The organism is Gluconobacter frateurii (assembly GCF_002723955.1).
Classification (GTDB): domain Bacteria; phylum Pseudomonadota; class Alphaproteobacteria; order Acetobacterales; family Acetobacteraceae; genus Gluconobacter; species Gluconobacter frateurii.
On record NZ_BEWN01000003.1, the window covers coordinates 140859 to 157407 of the forward strand.

Annotated in this window: 17 protein-coding genes; 10 read left to right on the top strand and 7 right to left on the bottom strand. The window is 55.9% G+C overall.

Annotation, left to right across the window (positions count from 1 at the left end):
• Positions 1-9 precede the first annotated feature (9 nt).
• Genes GFR01_RS09450 through GFR01_RS09470 form a run of 5 tightly spaced genes read right to left on the bottom strand, consistent with a single transcriptional unit; the run spans position 10 to position 4888 of the window.
• Positions 10-1191 carry an MFS transporter gene (locus GFR01_RS09450; RefSeq protein ID WP_099182245.1) on the bottom strand — a complete coding sequence of 394 codons (1182 nt, stop codon included), beginning with the start codon at positions 1189-1191 and terminating at the stop codon, positions 10-12.
• A gap of 58 nt (positions 1192-1249) precedes the next feature.
• A complete protein-coding gene (locus GFR01_RS09455; protein ID WP_099182246.1) occupies positions 1250-2560 on the bottom strand; it encodes a lipase family protein in 1311 nt (436 codons plus the stop codon).
• Positions 2557-3429: a methylenetetrahydrofolate reductase gene (locus GFR01_RS09460; protein WP_099182247.1), complete on the bottom strand. Its 873-nt coding sequence runs from the start codon at positions 3427-3429 to the stop codon at positions 2557-2559. Before GFR01_RS09460 ends, GFR01_RS09455 begins: the two co-directional genes overlap by 4 nt.
• Positions 3426-4280, bottom strand: coding sequence for a bifunctional 5,10-methylenetetrahydrofolate dehydrogenase/5,10-methenyltetrahydrofolate cyclohydrolase (locus GFR01_RS09465; protein WP_099182248.1), 855 nt, complete (start codon positions 4278-4280; stop codon positions 3426-3428). The genes GFR01_RS09460 and GFR01_RS09465 overlap by 4 nt, the downstream gene beginning before the upstream one ends.
• A 26-nt stretch (positions 4281-4306) precedes the next feature.
• Positions 4307-4888 carry an NAD(P)H-dependent oxidoreductase gene (locus GFR01_RS09470; RefSeq protein ID WP_167384234.1) on the bottom strand — a complete coding sequence of 194 codons (582 nt, stop codon included), beginning with the start codon at positions 4886-4888 and terminating at the stop codon, positions 4307-4309.
• 150 nt (positions 4889-5038) lie between these two features.
• On the opposite strand from GFR01_RS09470, the gene GFR01_RS09475 reads away from it, so the two are divergent.
• Together GFR01_RS09475 and GFR01_RS09480 are read left to right on the top strand one after the other, a co-directional pair.
• The gene (locus tag GFR01_RS09475) at positions 5039-5794 is read left to right on the top strand and encodes an IclR family transcriptional regulator (protein WP_099182250.1); all 756 of its coding nucleotides are present in this window, start codon (positions 5039-5041) and stop codon (positions 5792-5794) included.
• 8 nt (positions 5795-5802) lie between these two features.
• Positions 5803-6681 (top strand): bifunctional 5,10-methylenetetrahydrofolate dehydrogenase/5,10-methenyltetrahydrofolate cyclohydrolase, encoded by an 879-nt coding sequence (locus GFR01_RS09480; protein ID WP_099182251.1) that lies wholly within the window; start codon positions 5803-5805, stop codon positions 6679-6681.
• A 36-nt stretch (positions 6682-6717) separates the two neighbouring features.
• Here GFR01_RS09480 and GFR01_RS09485 read toward each other — a convergent pair whose 3' ends face one another.
• Both GFR01_RS09485 and GFR01_RS09490 read right to left on the bottom strand, forming a co-directional pair.
• Positions 6718-8076 (bottom strand): FAD-binding oxidoreductase, encoded by a 1359-nt coding sequence (locus GFR01_RS09485; protein ID WP_099182252.1) that lies wholly within the window; start codon positions 8074-8076, stop codon positions 6718-6720.
• A complete protein-coding gene (locus GFR01_RS09490) occupies positions 8073-8909 on the bottom strand; it encodes a creatininase family protein (RefSeq protein WP_063904024.1) in 837 nt (278 codons plus the stop codon). Before GFR01_RS09490 ends, GFR01_RS09485 begins: the two co-directional genes overlap by 4 nt.
• Before the next feature lie 224 nt (positions 8910-9133).
• Here GFR01_RS09490 and GFR01_RS09495 point away from each other — a divergent pair, with 224 nt between their 5' ends.
• The 8 genes from GFR01_RS09495 to GFR01_RS09530 all read left to right on the top strand — a co-directional run bounded on the left by GFR01_RS09495 (position 9134) and on the right by GFR01_RS09530 (position 16439).
• Entirely contained in the window at positions 9134-9658 is a 525-nt protein-coding gene (locus tag GFR01_RS09495; RefSeq protein ID WP_099182253.1) for a DUF2165 family protein, read from the top strand.
• Between the two features lie 124 nt (positions 9659-9782).
• Positions 9783-10784 carry an ABC transporter substrate-binding protein gene (locus GFR01_RS09500; RefSeq protein WP_244902230.1) on the top strand — a complete coding sequence of 334 codons (1002 nt, stop codon included), beginning with the start codon at positions 9783-9785 and terminating at the stop codon, positions 10782-10784.
• The gene (locus tag GFR01_RS09505) at positions 10781-11578 is read left to right on the top strand and encodes an ABC transporter ATP-binding protein (RefSeq protein WP_099182255.1); all 798 of its coding nucleotides are present in this window, start codon (positions 10781-10783) and stop codon (positions 11576-11578) included. The genes GFR01_RS09500 and GFR01_RS09505 overlap by 4 nt, the downstream gene beginning before the upstream one ends.
• Entirely contained in the window at positions 11575-12339 is a 765-nt protein-coding gene (locus GFR01_RS09510; protein WP_099182256.1) for an ABC transporter permease, read from the top strand. The genes GFR01_RS09505 and GFR01_RS09510 overlap by 4 nt, the downstream gene beginning before the upstream one ends.
• Complete coding sequence (locus tag GFR01_RS09515) at positions 12336-13619, top strand: cytosine deaminase (RefSeq protein ID WP_099182257.1); 1284 nt, start codon at positions 12336-12338, stop codon at positions 13617-13619. The genes GFR01_RS09510 and GFR01_RS09515 overlap by 4 nt, the downstream gene beginning before the upstream one ends.
• Positions 13619-15250, top strand: coding sequence for a CocE/NonD family hydrolase (locus GFR01_RS09520; protein WP_099182258.1), 1632 nt, complete (start codon positions 13619-13621; stop codon positions 15248-15250). Before GFR01_RS09515 ends, GFR01_RS09520 begins: the two co-directional genes overlap by 1 nt.
• A 5-nt stretch (positions 15251-15255) precedes the next feature.
• Entirely contained in the window at positions 15256-15681 is a 426-nt protein-coding gene (locus tag GFR01_RS09525; protein WP_099182259.1) for a cupin domain-containing protein, read from the top strand.
• Positions 15678-16439, top strand: coding sequence for a cysteine hydrolase family protein (locus GFR01_RS09530; protein WP_063903739.1), 762 nt, complete (start codon positions 15678-15680; stop codon positions 16437-16439). Before GFR01_RS09525 ends, GFR01_RS09530 begins: the two co-directional genes overlap by 4 nt.
• Positions 16440-16549: the final 110 nt, after the last annotated feature.

The following is a 16549-nucleotide window of genomic DNA, read 5'->3' on the forward strand; positions in this document are numbered from 1 at the left end:
GGCGGAACGTCAGGCTACGACGCGATGCTGCCTGACCTGAAAAATGGTCAGGCAGCCCATGCTCAGGGCGCAGAATGCAAACAGGGCGTAGCTGGTCCAGAGCGTGGTGGAAAAGTAAAGATAAGGCATCAGGACGGCCGAAACAGAAATGAACTGCCCGACTGTGCCTGCGACTGCGCCACGGGTTTTCCGGTCTGTCGCAACGACGGGTAGCAGGGACATCCCTGCTCCACTCAGGCCGCTATAGGCGAAAGTCCAGAGGAACAGTCCGAGGGAGGCCACAACCATCGTGCTGCCGGGGAAAAGTAGCATCCATTGCGCGGCCATGCCGATCGCCGCCATGACGCAGAACATGACGCGGGAGCGACGTTCCGTGCCTACACAAAGACTGACGATCAGACCCCCAGCCATCATCACGACGATTTTCATGATTGCCACTTCAGCAGCAGACGCTGCCAGACTGACATGATGCACACGTGCCAGATAGGATGGCGCAATCAGGCTTGTCCCATATGCAATCCCATTTGGGAGCGTGACTGAAAGGCCAAGTGCAGTTACCAGCCAAGGCGAAAGTTTTTTAACAGGGCCAGAAGTCATTTCCGCTGTTAAGGGCTCTTTCAGTCTGGCCAGGGTCAAAATGCCGACGGCGAGAATGACCAGCATCAGTGCCATATGGGACAGGCAGGCTGCCTGCCACCGGCTGCCTGCAAGGAACGGAATGGCGAGGAGCAATCCCGCAGAATATCCCGCGGGAGCGAAGGTGGACCAGAACGCCAGGGCACGGGATCGGTTTTTCTCCGGCAAATACCGCATAAACAGAACAGGAGAGCCCGCAGTCGCAAAGGCAAACCCGCATCCGCAAAACATCAGACCAGTCCGAAGGCTCCACAATGTAGTGGTGGACAGCAGAAGAGTGTCACCGACCAACGTCAGTCCAATAGAAATCGGGAAAGCCTTTTTTACCCCGATGCGATCAACGATCATGCCGAAAAGAAACGACGTGAACGCTGCTGGAACGGAGAAGAATGACAGGCTCGTTCCGACTGGCCCTGGCGAGACGTGCCTTGCTTCCGCAATGGCGCTGATGAACGGAACCACCAGCCCCACGACAGCCATGGATACGGCCGAGTAGACATAAATTATCAGAATGAGAAAAAGGTGATAGCCTGATCTGTCATCCGTGGTCTGCATGGTCTCGTATCCTAGAAAGAGCCGGCCACCGGCCTGGCTACAGGGCGTTTTCAGGCTCTCAATTGTTCCATGGAATGTTTGGTAATGGCTTTTCGATAGGTCCGGGAACCGTTACGGCGGAGCAGTTTTGTGGAGGCTTTCGCCCAGCCAGAAGGCTCTTCACAAAGGGAACAGAATCCTTCAGCGAGACATTGACCGCGCCATTATGCGTTACGCCCGGATAACGCTTCCACAGAACATGCGTCCCGGCGTCGCACATCGCTGCCACAGCATTGTACTGACCATTCACACCCGCCTCGCCGTCCGCCAATCCGGTGCCAGCAAAGACAGGAAAATTGATCCGGGCGTCAGGGATGGTGAACGCGGTGTCATGTCCGGTCTCAAAAGCGGGTAGCTTGTCATTGAACAAGACATCGCTTTGCACCTTCATCTCGTCGGCTTTGTCGAAAAGAGTGTGCAGACAGGCATGCCGTGCAATTTCAGACATCTTGCGACCAGCATCGGTCATGACGGTTTGGCTATCCGTCTCCGGATGCAAAGACTGATCCGACCCCTCCACCCGGAGCATGGCAAAAGCAGAGTCCATCTTCGTCGCGTCGGTGTAGACTTCCGGGATGGGAGAGTGTTTGGCCGTCGGCGAAGGCGTAAAGCCTGTGACGAGACCGGTCGCGACGACACCATGGATTTTCAGGTCTGGAGCGTAAGAAGGAGCCAGCCAAGCCGTGCCCAATGCTGCACCGGAACCCTGAGACTGGCCAACCAGAACAATCCAGTTCCTGATCTGTCCCGGAAACCCGCTTAAAGATGCGCGCAGACCATCCAGAACGCTGTACCCTTCCGGTCGATACAGAAGATAAGGATGTGGCCCTGAAGTGCCCAGGCCCTGATAGTCGCTGGCGACCACGGCAAAACCTTCAGAAAGCCAGCGAGACAGATAGGCCTTGTCACGGCTGGAATATCCCCGCCAGGACGGGGCGCAGACGTCAGCAACGCCTGTGGTTCCATGCTCCCAGGCGACAACGGGCCACCCGTGTGTGGGCATCTTGCCTTGTGGCAGTAGAATTTGTCCGGAAACTGCAACCGGGGCACCCTTCCCCAGACCATTCGTCGAGGAATAGAGGATCCTGATTCCGCGACTGGTGCCTTTGGGGAGTTTTGTCAGATCCATATCTTCCTGTTGGATCAACTGGCCCGGCATCGACGGAATGGCTGTCTGGGGACGATAAAACGCGCTGACGCCGCCGTCTCCGTAGAGATCACTGCTACGTTGTGCGTCATGAGACACAGGGGCCTTGTTTCCCGTCTCCGAACATCCTCCTAATATGAGGAGTGCTGCCATGGATGTGAGAACGAAAGGTCTATGCATCATGACGGTTCTCCAGTGCCTGAACAGGACAGGTTACGGCGCCATTCGAGCGTCCGGGCGATGGCTCCAAACGGATAAAAGTGCAATCCGTGGAAGAGTGTATCCGGCGTTTCAGCAATGGAGCCGGCGATCGCATCCACCAGATCTTTCGGATTGCACGGGGTGAACCAGCGATGCAGTTTCCAGCGTTGTTTCTGCATGAATCGCAGGGATTGTCCGACACCGCAGGCCAAACCGTAACGAACCAGCGTCTTGGGTGTCGTCAGGCCATACACGCCGAGATTGATTGGCAATCTTATTCCAGCAGTTCGTAGGCGCTTTTCCCAATCCAGAACCGGCGTTGCATCAAAGCAGAACTGCGTGACAATCTGCATGTTCAGACCCTGCGCCCGGGCCAGTTCCTGTTTCCGGAGCAGATACTGTTCCAGTTGCTTCTCCGAGGCCTGTGGGTGCCCCTCTGGATGGCCTGCCACATAGACCGTTCTAATCCCGGCCTGGGCAGGAATTTCCGTTTCCAGAACCTGAACGGTGTCTGTGAAAATCCCGGCCGGTTTGTCTGCCCCGCCCGCGATCAGAAGCATGCGTGGAATGTCGCGTTCGATCAGTGCGGCGCAGATGTTCCTGAGATGCTCAGTGTCTCTTATCGAACGAGCTGCAACATGTGGGACCGAAAGATACCCGCAGAGTTTCAAGAGGTCACAAGCGGCGAGAACCTCGGCGAACGGTACGCCGGGCAGCCATGTCACAAAGACCCGGGAGCCGCGGTCAAGGTCCGGCAAAACCCCTGAGAGTTCAAGAATACGGGACGGCAAAAGCTCGATCGAGCTTTCTGTCATCAGATCTGCACGAACCTGTCCGATCGACCTGATCATGTGGCGGCCTTCTTTTCAGCAAGATCCAGAACGGTTTTCAGAAGCATCATACGGGTCATGACGCCAAAGCTTCGGTCAGGGGGTGTCATCCATCCTGCAACTTCGGCAACATCCGGATGAACATCTCCACGGAGCGTGCCCTCCGGCCAGCTCATGCCGACATCAATCACAATAGCTCCTGCCCCGACCATATCCGGTGTAACCAGATGAGCGGAGCCGGCGGCCGCAATGATGATATCGGAATTTTTCAGGATATTCCCCAGGTTTTTACTTTTACGGTGCAAGATCGTAACGGTTGTATTGCGCGACTGTCCAGAGAGCAAGAGGCTGGCGGGAAGACCAACAAGCGTGCCTCTTCCAAGAATGGCAACACGCGCTCCGTCAAGTGCAAGACCTGTCTCTGAGAGCAGAGCATCAATGCCTCTCACTGTGCAAGGAATGACGGATGGCTCAGAGGCGGTCAGGGACAACAGATTGACGGGATGAAGCCCGTCAACGTCTTTATGGGGGCTGATGGCCTGAATGACCGCGTCTTCATCCAGATGAGATGGCAGAGGGAGCTGCACCAGAATACCACTAACAGTGTTATCTGCATCTAGCATCTGGACCTGCGTCAAAAGCTCGGATTGCGTGACAGACTGTGGAAGAACCACCTTCTGCACGTCGATTCCAACCTTCTTACAGTCTTCGATCTTGCGAGTAACATAGGTTGCGCTCTGGGGATCGTCCCCCACTTCAACAAGAGCAAGACAAGGGACGATACCGTGCGCCCGGAGTGCCACTGCCCTGTGACGACTGTCTTCCAGGAGCCGCAGCCCCGTAGCCTCCAGATCAAAGAAACGAGCAGTCACTGCATGTCCTCCTGCAAATAGCCGGTTCAGATGGCTTTCAACTTGCGGATCACTTTTTTCATGAAGCTCCGACGCGCATCCAGTGTCGTGTTGTTCATGTTGTAAAGTCCCAGATAATCCACGCTAACACGACGGTTCATCACGGCGCGCAGAAAGCGGGTTCCGTTCTTCCGTGGCGGATCTCCCAGAACAAAGGCCCTGTGGCGGGGGCATCCATATGTCGTGACGGTCATGACTTTCTTGATGTTCGTGAAGCCAGGTGAGAGTTTGCCGTCAATCAGCTTGAAGGACACATCCGGCAGGAACACGCGATCAAAATAGCCCTTCATGATCGCGGGCCAGCCAAAGTTCCAGACTGGATGACACAGAACCAGCGCATCCGTGCTTTGCAGGCGCTTCACATAATCGGCCACGCGATGCTGATTGATCGTGACGTCATGATATTCGATGCGATCCTGCGGGCTGAGCACAGGGTCGAAATTGTCCCGATACAGGTCCAGGCTATCGACTTCGTGCCCTTCCGCTTCCAGTGTCTGGGTCACCAGTCTGAACAGGGCAGCGTTGAAGCTGTCTTCCAGAGGATGGGCAAAAATGACGTGAACTTTCACAAGGCACTTCCTGATCAGGGACTTTAGTCTGGAACATTTGGTTCGATATTCGAACACTTGTTCGATTTATTTATTTTAGGCATAATCGTTTTCAGCCTGCAATGACATTCGCAACATCATGCATGGTTTTCTGCCAAGGACCGTCTTCCCATGGATCAGCCCCTACCCATTCCTGAAACGGAAATTTCCCTGACTTTCGCCAAAGGCCTTGAAGTTCTGAGGGCATTTGATGGCGGTCAGACGGACATGACTGTTGCCGATATTGCCCGGCAAGTCGGGCACACGCGGGCAGCAACGAGGCGTCTGGTTCGCACGCTCGAATCTCTCGGTTATGTCAAAGGAGTAGAGCAGCGATATCGTTTGACGGCGCGGGCTTTGAAGCTCGGTCTTGGATTTCTGCAAAGCCGTTCAATCGGGCACCTCGTCGGTCCGGTCCTGCGGGCAGAATCTCTCGCACTTGGTGAATCGATCTCTCTCGCACTTCTTGATGCGATGGAGGCGATCTACGTGTTTCATAATCCCGCAGATAAAGTCGCAGAAATGGCAGGCCATACCATTGGCAGTAGCATGTCCTTGGCAACGACGGCGACGGGTCAGGCAATATGTGCCTTTCTGCCCTCAGCGGTGCAGGAACAGGTTTTCAGGACCTCCAAACTTTCCGAAACAGAGCATGACGAACTGACGCGTCACCTGACGAAAATTACAGCGCAGGGCTTTGCTCTCAAGGATATATCGCCGCAGAGCGATCTGCGGGCTCTGGGTGTGCCCGCATTCAATCTTGATGGAGAGGTTGCTGGCGCGCTCAGCATTGTCTTCCCAGCCAGCCGCTACGACGATGCACAGATCCGGCATTCTCTCGTTCCTCACCTTCAGCGATGCGCGACGTATCTCGTCAGCGCCCTGTGAGACCGCATATGACAACCATTCTGCATACGTCTGACCTGGCTGAACACTATCTGGGAATGCTCAAAGCCCAGATCGGCAGTTATCCAGGCACAAAACCTGCTCTTGCAGTGATCACGGGGTCTTCAGAGGCCGGCCCACAGGCTTATATCCGGCGCATTGCGGCGTTAGGAGAGCTTGGGGGTATCACTATTCAAACTGTTGACGCTACCGGACAGGATGAGAATGCCTTCTGTCAAACGGTTCGTGAACTTGGCGTAAATCCGCAGATAGACGGCATTCTGGTGCTCTTTCCTCTGCCCGAAGGGATCTCACGCGATGCGGTTCTCGCTGCGATACCCGCCGAAAAGGATGTGGATTGTCTTCACCCGCTTAATCTGGGGAAAGCGACGGCTGGAACTCCCGGATTTCAGCCCTGCACTGCCACCGGAGCGCTGATGGCGGCAGAATATCTTGCAGGAGACCTTCGCGGAAAGAACTGCGTGATTATCGGAAGTTCAGCAGTCGTCGGACGCCCCTTGGCAATGTGTTTGCTGGATCGGGGTGCGACAGTTTCCGTGGTTCATATTGATACGCAGGATATCACGTCTCATTGCCGCAACGCTGATGTGCTGTTCTCGGCCGTTGGGAAGGCCAGACTTGTAAACAGTGCGTGGATCAAGCCGGGAGCTATCCTGATTGATATCGGGATCAGTTATTGCCCGGCAGAGGGACGCGTTGTGGGGGATGTAGATCTTGAGACCGTCGATCACATCGCATCGGCCGTTACAGCGGTTCCAGACGGTGTCGGTCCGCTCACGACGTGCACCCTGCTGGCTAACACAGCCAAGAGCGCCTTTGACCGTATGGGGTTGAGCTTCACCTTCCCGACCTTGCCTCGTCAGGTATGAAAAAAGCCGGGAAGATGATTTTCCCGGCTCTCTGTCTCAGTCCTGAGGCTCCAGCGTTTTGGCGCTGAGCATCTTGCCCGGATTGAGCAGAAGCAGCGGATCATAACGCTTCTTGATGGCAGCCAGATCCGGCGATGCCACTCGATGCATGCCGCCCTCCTCGATCGTCACAACATGAGGGTTGGCGATGTTCACGCCACGCTTTTCATGCTCTGCAATGATGTGATTGAGGCGGTCTTCATCCGTAAAGCGAATGACCGGAAGAGCCGCACAACTGACGTGACCACCCATCGGGAAAAATTCCAGATGCATCATCAGTTCATCAGGGAAAAGTGCCCGGATTTCCGCAACCTTGTCGAGTGTGCCGTCTGCCGGATAGCCGCACTGGAGATAGGTATATCCACGGTCCTTCTTCAACACCTGAAGTGTCGTGTGATTCCATGTCAGTTCATATAGCGGCGTTGCGCCGGACGTATTTTCCATGTCCCGCGTGTTGGCTTCGTAACAAAGCTGGCCGCCTGCCTTGGTTGCCAGAAGCTTGACTGTCTCTATTCCTGCCGGAGCAATCATGAGAATCACGAGGGAAGCTCCCTCTGGGACGTGCTCGCGCACAGAGGCAAAAAACGGCGGTAGGTCGCCATCCACAACAGAGACGAGCTTCTTCTGAATGCCGCTCTGCAAGGCGATGTCTCTTGCGAACACAGCGGCTTCCTCGAATGAACCGAACGAAACGGCCATATCCTGCCAGTTCACGGCAGGTTCCACACCGATTTCGAGCTCGGTAATCAGCCCGGTCGTTCCGTAAGTATGCAGAACGCTTCGGGCATCCTCGCCCCGGAGCTCTACAACTTCCGGCTCTTTACCAAGTGTCATGAGGCGCAGGGCCAGAACGTTTCCAGGCGATGACAGACCGCCCCATCGAACTGACCCGATGCCGCCGGAACCACCCGCAATGAAGCCACCAATCGTGGCTGTCCGCTTGGTGGACGGATACATTCGGACTTCCCAGCCCTGCTCCTGCAAAGCCCGATCCAGATCCAGCATATTCATGCCGGCCTGTACGCGTGCAACGCCGTCCTTGACCCAGAGCAGCTTGTTCAGCTCCGTCATTTCAATGACAGCCCCGCCCTCCATCGGCACAGCCTGACCATAATTGCCGGTGCCGCCTCCACGTGGGGTCAAGCGTGTCTTCGTTTCGCGTGCCGCAGAGGCAATCTTGAGAAGATCCTCTTCATTGCGCGGCATCACGATACAATCGGCAAAACAGCTATCGAGCTGGCGCTTCAGAACCGGGCTATACCAGTAGAAATCGCGGCTTTTACGCTTTACGAGTGCTGGAACCGTCTGAACAGGAACGTCATCGAGTAGCGAGAGGAAGGTATCGATACCGCTCATCGGCCAAGATCCTCAGTGATGGGGCGAATGCGGTCGAGCGGGTATTCTGCAATTTCTGCAAGAAGCTCAAGGAAGCCTTTGATCCATTGGTTGGCAACTGCCTCGCCCTTCTCTGCCGTCGCAATGCCTGCATTGCCAGCAGCCCCAGAGGGATGAATGTCATGGGTCAGCCAACCAAAGCCGACGCGGCCTTCTGCTTCCAGCCACTTTGCTGTCTCGGCCAGCTTTTGCGGCCAGGGCTCGAAATTGTCTGCGCGGCTCATATCCACGAGGTCGGGCCGAAGATGCAGCATCAGAGAGGTTTCGATGTCGCCGCCATGAATGCCGTACTGGCGCTCGTCGGCTGTGAACATGCCATCCGGCACGCCAAACCGGGACCAGCCCACACAAACAACAAACATTCCATGCGTCCGGCGCAGCGTTCGTGCAACAATATCAAGGATCTGCGGCTGACCGCCATGGGAATTCAGAAGAACCAGTCGCTTCACGCCCGAACGCGCAACACTCTCGCCAATCTCGATCAGAACCTGCGTCAGGGTCTGGGCGCTCAGTGTCAGTGTGCCGGGATAAGCCACATGCTCTTCACTTTTTCCGACAGCCTGAATCGGAAGCGCGGTTGCGGGAACTGTTGAAGGAAGAGCCTCCAGAGCCTTGTCGAGCAGCATCTCGTTGATGCAGGCATCCACATAGACTGGCAGATGCGGGCCATGCTGTTCAACGGCAGCCACCGGCAAAATCGCCACCGTTTCTGGCGGAAGATGGCGGAACTGGCGTGAAATCATGTCACACCAATATTTCTTGGGCCAGAAAACCGTCTCGGGGCTGCTTGTCATGGGTTGGCTTCCGTTGTTCGTCGTGTGGAATGACGCATCCCGGTCGAGCCGGGCCGACAAATTTCCTGTTCCGATATGATATTATCCCGGAACGAAAAGATAGGAGAAACAGGAACTTTGCAACTTTTAAAGCATCTATTTTCGATCATATGAGTGCAAAAAAAAGCGCACAAACTACTCAGACATTCCGTTAGCGTTCCTGAAAACCCCTTGGAAGACCACGCATGTCACTCTCTTCTTCACCCGCGCTTCCCACTCGGGCTGTTCTCCTGAGTCGGGTATCCAAAACCGTTATGGTCGCGTCTCTTGGAGTGTTCGGACTCCTGGTTGCCGTGAATAATATGACGGATTACGGATCAAACTATGAGTTTGTCCGACATGTCCTGTCTATGGATACGACATTTCCGGGCAACGCGCTGAAATGGAGAGCCGTCTCTTCTCCTGTGCTCTGGCATATCTTTTATGTCCTGATTATCGCGGCGGAATTCCTGACTGGCGCCCTCTTCTCCTTCGCTGCGCTGCAAATGGCACGGGCCGTCAAGGTGCCTGCTGAAGAGTTCCGCTCTGCCCGTGCGCTGGTTCCTGTCGCGACTGCACTGGGCTTCATGATCTGGTTCTTCGGGTTCTCTGTTGTCGGTGGCGAGTGGTTTGCGATGTGGCAGTCCCATGTCTGGAACGGGCAGGAAGCCGCGTTCCGTTTCTTCATGGCAATGCTGGGGGTATGTGTGTTCACGCTGCAGGGAGACTGAGTGCATCCTTTTTGCGTGCACAAAGAGGTGAAAAAGGTATCGGTCTGGCAGCAGAATAAGTCTTCACAGCGGAATGAAAAAGCCGTTACGGTCTGATTATAAAAATCAAGTCGGGAGGCAGCGCATGACATTACCAAGGCTCAACCGCCGCAGCATGCTTCAGGGCATCATGGCTGCGGGAGCTCTGTCTTCCCTGCCTACCACAAGAGCCAAAGCTGCGACGAAGCCGCTCAGTCTCCTGACTAACTGGTATGCCCAGGCAGAGCATGGCGGCTACTATCAGGCAGCAGAAGACGGTCTTTACGCCCAGCAGGATCTGGATGTCTCCATTCAGATGGGCGGCCCCCAGATGAATATGACGCAGCTTCTGATGGCTGGTCAGTGTGATATCGCCATCATGCAGGGCGAAGAAGCGATCCGCTGCGCCATTCAGGGTATCCCGGCCGTCGCTATCGGCACGACCTTTCAAAAGGGTGTCGGCGGCTTGATGACCCACCCGGATATCCACGATATCTCGCAGCTTAAGGGCCATCCTATTCTGATCAGTTCAGAAGGTCGCGCCAGCTTCTGGGTATGGCTCAAGAAGCGTTATGGCTTCACTGAAGATCAGGTTCATCCCTACACCTATAATCTCCAACCTTTCGCCTTCAATCCACAGATGGCCATGCAGGCATTCGTCTCGTCCGAGCCTTATGGTGCGAAAAAAGCCGGTATCCCTTTCAATTTCTTCCTATTGGATGACCTGGGATATGCGGCCTACGGAAACGTTCTGATGGTTTCGCGGAAGACACTTGAAGAGCGCGGACCGGAATTGCGGAAGTTCATTGCGGCCAGCAGTGAGGGCTGGAAGCGCTACATCTTCGGGGATGCGAGCAAGGGTGACGCGGCTATTCGCAAGGCTAATCCGGACATGAGCGCCGATCAGCTCGTCTGGTCCCGGCAGAAACTGCGGGACATCAAGGCTCTTGGCGCGCCTGGAGCCCCGATCATGACGATGAATGATGAACGCTGGAAGCGCATTTACGATATTCAGCTCGCAGCTCAGCTTGTTCCAGAAAACCCGCAATGGAAGAGTGCCTACACGCTGGATTGCGTACGCGATGGCCTGGCGACGGTACCGGCATGAGCAGCCCTGTCCTCTCCCTCGCTGGCATTGAAAAAGTTTTCCCAAATGGCGTCCGCGGACTCTCTCCCGTCGATCTCACAGTCGAAAAAGGAGACTTTGTTACGCTCATTGGTCCATCGGGGTGTGGAAAAAGCACCCTTCTCAAGCTGATCGCCAATCTGCACACCCCATCGGGTGGCAAAATGAGCTGGTGGGGTGGAAACTTTGGCGATGTCGGCCGGAAGGGCCGCCGCATGGCGTTCGTTTTTCAGGACGCCACGCTGATGCCCTGGGCGACCATCGCGAAAAATGTTCGCCTTCCCCTCGATCTGGAAAAAGTAGACCGGGCCACGGCGGACAAGCGCGCTTTGGCCGCTCTGGAACGCGTAGGCCTCGGGCACGTCACGGAGCATTATCCCGCCCAGCTTTCCGGCGGCATGAAAATGCGTGTGTCCATCGCTCGGGCGCTTGTCACGGAACCTGACCTTCTCCTGATGGACGAACCCTTCGGTGCTCTGGATGAATTCACCCGCAATCGTCTCGACGAAGAAATGGCGCGGCTTTGTTACGAAGATGGCCTGACAACACTGTTCGTGACTCATGCTCTACATGAAGCAGCTTTTCTCTCCAGCCGCGTCATGGTGATGGCCGCCCGGCCGGGTCGTATTCATGCCCAGTATGAGATTGATCGGTCCATCCTCCGCAATGAAGAGTTCCGCCTGTCGGATCAGTTTGCGGGGATCAGCCGTGAACTGGCCATTCTTCTGGAAGATGCCAGTCGGGAAAGTATGATTCAGCAGGAGATGCGCGCATGATGTCCTCCCGCACGTTCTCTCTGTTGGCCCCTGTCACGCTCGGTATCATTATTCTCGGGATCTGGGAGGGTATCTGCCGTTTCTGGCATATCCCGCCCTATCTGATGCCGTCTCCCTCGGCCATATGGCGCGCCCTGATGCTTGATGGTGTGGCTCTACTCCATGCCCTGCTCATCACGCTGGAAATCACGTTCGCTGCCTTGATCGCTGCCGTTGTAGGGGGCGTGCTCGTCGCATTCCTGCTTGTGCAGAGTCCTCTCATTGAGCGTTGCCTGATGCCTTATGTGGTCATCATGCAGGTCACACCGATTGTCGCGATTGCCCCTTTGATCATCATCTTGATCCACAACACGCCGTTGGCTTTGACGGCCTGTGCGGCATTGGTCGCCATTTTCCCGGTTATTTCCAACACGCTCCAGGGACTACGGAGCGTTGATCCTGATCTGGCTGCATACTTCCAGATGCACAAGGCTTCGCGCCTTCAGACACTGAGCCGCCTTCGCATTCCCAGCGCGCTTCCCATGTTCATGGCGGGGCTGCGAATTGCCACGGGCCTCTCCTTGGTCGGCGCGATTGTTGCCGAATTTGTTGCGGGAACAGGCGGTAACTCAGCCGGTCTGGCCTATCAGATCCTTCAGTCGGGTTTTCAGATGGATATCCCGCGTATGTTCGCGGCGCTTTTCCTCATTACCGTCGCTGGCCTCGTTCTTTACGCCGCCGCCGCCAGCCTGCAACGCTTCGCCCTGAGACACCGCTCATGACCTTTCCTTTTCCCGTCGGCCAATCTCCTTCCGGCCTTCTGAACGCGAGCATTCCGAAAGATCTGCTTCCTTCAGCACTCGCAGGCAGCAAGCTCTGCGATATCGCGCTCGAAAACGGACACATCGCGGAGATCGTCCCGGCAGGTCAACTCCCCCATACCTTCGGCAACGTCGACCTGAAGGGCCAAATGGTCTGGTCCTGCTTTGCCGATAGTCACACCCACCTGGACAAAGCCTTCATTTGGGATCGGACGCCCAATCCTGATGGAACATTCATGGGTGCGCTTCAGGCGACGACCCAAGACCGGGAGGCTTACTGGACGGATGCGGATGTAGAACGCCGCATGGAGTTCAGTCTGAACTGTGCTTATGCCCATGGCACAAGCGCGATCCGGACCCACTTGGATACGTTCGGTGTTCATGGAGCCCGGGTCTGGCCCCTTCTTCGCAGACTCCAGAAGAAATGGGCTGGAAAAATCGCGCTCCAGGGCGTCTCCCTCACCATGCCGGAACGCTATATGGGCGAAGACCGGGACGGTATTGTGCGGAGTGTCGCGGAGACAGAAGGCGGCGTTCTAGGAGCCGTCCTGATGAAGCACAATACGACAGAAGACGCGTTGGACGTGCTGTTCGGTCTGGCGACGGAGTACGGGCTGGAACTGGACCTGCATGTCGATGAAAATGGCGAAACAGGTGGCACCGCGCTCGAACTGGTGGCTCAGGCAGCACTCAGGCATCGTTTTCGCCAGAAAATCCTGTGCGGGCATTGCTGCAGCCTGACAGTGCAGGATGACGCCGATCAAACGCGTATCATTTCGCTTCTGGCCGAAGCCGGGATTGGTATCGTCAGCCTCCCCCTCTGCAACATGTATCTTCAGGATCGGACTGCTGGCCGAACCCCGCGCTGGCGGGGCGTGACACTGTTGCAGGAACTGGATGCCGCAGGCGTGCCGGTCATGCTGGCGAGCGACAATGTGCGCGACCCCTTCTACGCCTACGGGGATTTTGACATGCATGAAATCCTTCAGGGAGGCACACGCATTGGGCAACTCGACCATACCAGCCGACCCTGGGTGCAGTCCGTCACCAGCCGTCCGGGAGACTGGATGGGACGCAACCATCGTCTTGAGAAAGGTGCTGTAGCTGATCTTATCGTTTTCCCGGCCCGGAACATGAACGAGTGGATGAGCCGCAATCAGACAGGTCGTACGGTTCTCCGAGCCGGGCGCGTCATTGACTCTGTACCCCCAGCCTATGAAACCCTTGGAGGGGAACTCTAATGGTTGCTCTCAAGCCGCGTCGTACGGAAACCATGCTGACACGGGACGGTATCCGTCTCGTGGCAGATATCTGGGAGCCAGAAGGAGAAGGTCCCTTCCCCGTTCTTCTCATGCGTCAGGCGTATGGTCGCCGGATTGGCACGTCACTGTGTTATGCGCCGCCAGAATGGTATGCCCGTCACGGTTATATCGTCGTCATGCAGGACGTCCGGGGCCGTGGAGACTCAGGCGGTGAGTTCATTCTTTTCGAGCATGAAGCAGAAGATGGCGCTGACACGATTGCCTGGGCCGCTTCGCTTCCTCGAAGCAACGGCCGCGTCGGCATGTTTGGCTTTTCCTTCCAAGGGAGCAATCAGCTACTGGCAGCCGGCGAAAAGCCTGAGGCGCTGAAGGCGATTGCACCAGCCATGATTGGCTGGCAACTGGATCGGGACTGGGCGTACGAGAATGGCGCATTCGCGATGCGTGCGAACATCGGATGGGCCACACAGCTCGCGGCCGAAACTGCCCGTCTCAAAGGAGACTACGACACACAGCAGATCCTGTTTGCTGCCAGTCGCGGGACGTCCTTCAACGGACGTCAGCCTACCGTTCCCGCCCACGACGCCCTACTGGCCAAGTATAGTCATTACACCCGCTGGCGGGACACGCCTCCCGGTGATGCGTACTGGGACAAAATCTCACCTGCTAGCCGCTTAAGCAATATCGCCGAACTTGCTCCAGCGGTCCTGCTCATCGGTGGGTGGTATGACAGTCATCTTCCTGGAACGCTCGAAGCCTATCGCGCGCTTTCCTCCCATATGCCGACCCGGCTCATTGTCGGACCATGGGCTCATTTCCCCTGGGACCGCCATATCGGGGATGTGGATGTTGGCGACGATGCGATTACGGACATCGATCAGCAGCAGATCAGGTTCTTCGATCACTGGCTGAAATCAGAACCTGAGCAGCAGGTCGCTCCTGTTCGCCTTTTCGATATGGGAGCTTGTCAGTGGCAGGATCTGCAAGACCTGCCGGAAGGGAATACGCAAGCGTTTCCGTCTGGTAACGGCCGTGCTGCCATTGATACCCGAGATGGTGCCTTGGCTCCTAGGGTGCCGGATGATGCACTGGCTTTGTCTGAAGAAAGCCTCACTCTCGACCCATGGCGTCCGGCAGCGCCTTGCGGTGGGAGTTTCGGCTTTCCTGGAGGGCCGGTGGATCGGGCCCGGACCGATGCACGCTCAGACGTTTTAACTTTCACGACTGCTCCTCAGACATCAGACAGGCTTCTGGCGGGCACCGTCACAGGATGCTTCGAGTTCGAAGGCGAATACGAAAGCTTCGATATCCACGCCACTCTGTCCCGTGTGGATGGGCAAGGAAAAGTCCACCCGATGGCCGAAGGCTATGCCTTGGCTAAGCCCGGTCAGACTCTCCTTCCGATGCGCGGCACATGCCTGACCCTCCAAAAGGGTGAACGGCTCAGGCTTTCCCTCTCCCTCGCCTGCTTCCCGGTCTTTCCAGTCAATCCCGGCACAGGCGGCAGCCCAATCACAGCGACGCTGGATCAGCAGCGGGTCACAACAGTTCACCTGAAATGCGGTTCCGGCACCTATCTTCTTCTTCCTTGGCTCAAACAGGAAAGCTAATTCTCATGCCTTTTGCAAAATGCAGCCCCGATAGTGTGGAAGCCTTCCGGATTGCGCCGGACTCAAGCAATTACTTTGCCATCCTGTTTGACAGGAAAGCTGGGGATTATTCTTCCATCGCTGTCGTGGAAATCTTTGAACCCGGAGGAGCTACACCTCCAAATACCCATACAGATGCTGACGAAATGTTCTTCGTCCTGTCGGGTACTGGTCGCGCCTGGTGTGACGGCAAAAGCTGTGAACTGAAAGCTGGCGATGCGCTTCTGGTCAAACCCGGCTCGGAACATGTTCTGGAGAATACCGGCACCAGCAAGCTTTATACGCTGACGGTCATGACACCAGACGAAGCATTCGGAGACCTGATCCGGAGCGGCATTCCGGTCAAGCTGGATGCTGAAGACCTCGCCGTCCTCTGTGGAGGGAGTCAATGAGACGTCTGGGCAGTACTTATGCCAACAGTTGGGGCGCAACAGAGAATTCCATCAGTCTGCTGCGACCAGAACGTAAGCCCAAGCCTATTAGTGTTCCGTCTGCGCCCCAGACATTGACTTTCGATCTCGCTCGGACGGCAATCATTGTCATCGATATGCAGAACGACTTCTGTCATTCGGATGGCTGGCTCGCGTCCATTGGTGTGGATATTGCTGCGGCCCGCCGCCCGATCAAGCCCTTACAGACGCTCCTTCCGATCCTGCGCGAACATGACGTGCCCGTGGTTTGGCTGAACTGGGGAAACCGTCGGGATAAACTCAATCTCCCACCATCTGTTCTGCATGTTTATGATCCGGCAGGAGAAGATAAAGGAATTGGATCACCGGTTGGTGCTGCGGACAGGAAAGTTCTTGAGGATGGAAGCTGGAATGCTGCCATCGTCGATGAACTGGACGTCGAGGCTGAGGACATTCATGTCTCGAAATACCGGATGAGTGGCTTCTGGGATACGCCTCTTGAGGGCATCCTCCGGAACCTGCGTGTGGATACCCTGCTTTTTGCCGGTGTGAATAGCGATCAGTGTGTTCTCAGCACCCTCACTGACGCAGGCTGCCTAGGATATGACTGTATTCTGCTGAATGACTGCGCTGCAACAACGTCTCCTGAATTTTGCGAGCAGGCTACAATTTATAATGTCCGGCAGTGCTACGGTTTTGTGGCAACGGGATCAGATCTTGTGAAGGCTTTGAGAAAGTAAAATTTTCCCAATTTATATCTGAACGTAAAAAGGCCTAATACCCAGTTTGGTATTAGGCCTTTTTACGTTTGTACGACACTCTAAGATTCTATCTGGGCTTATCAAGAAAC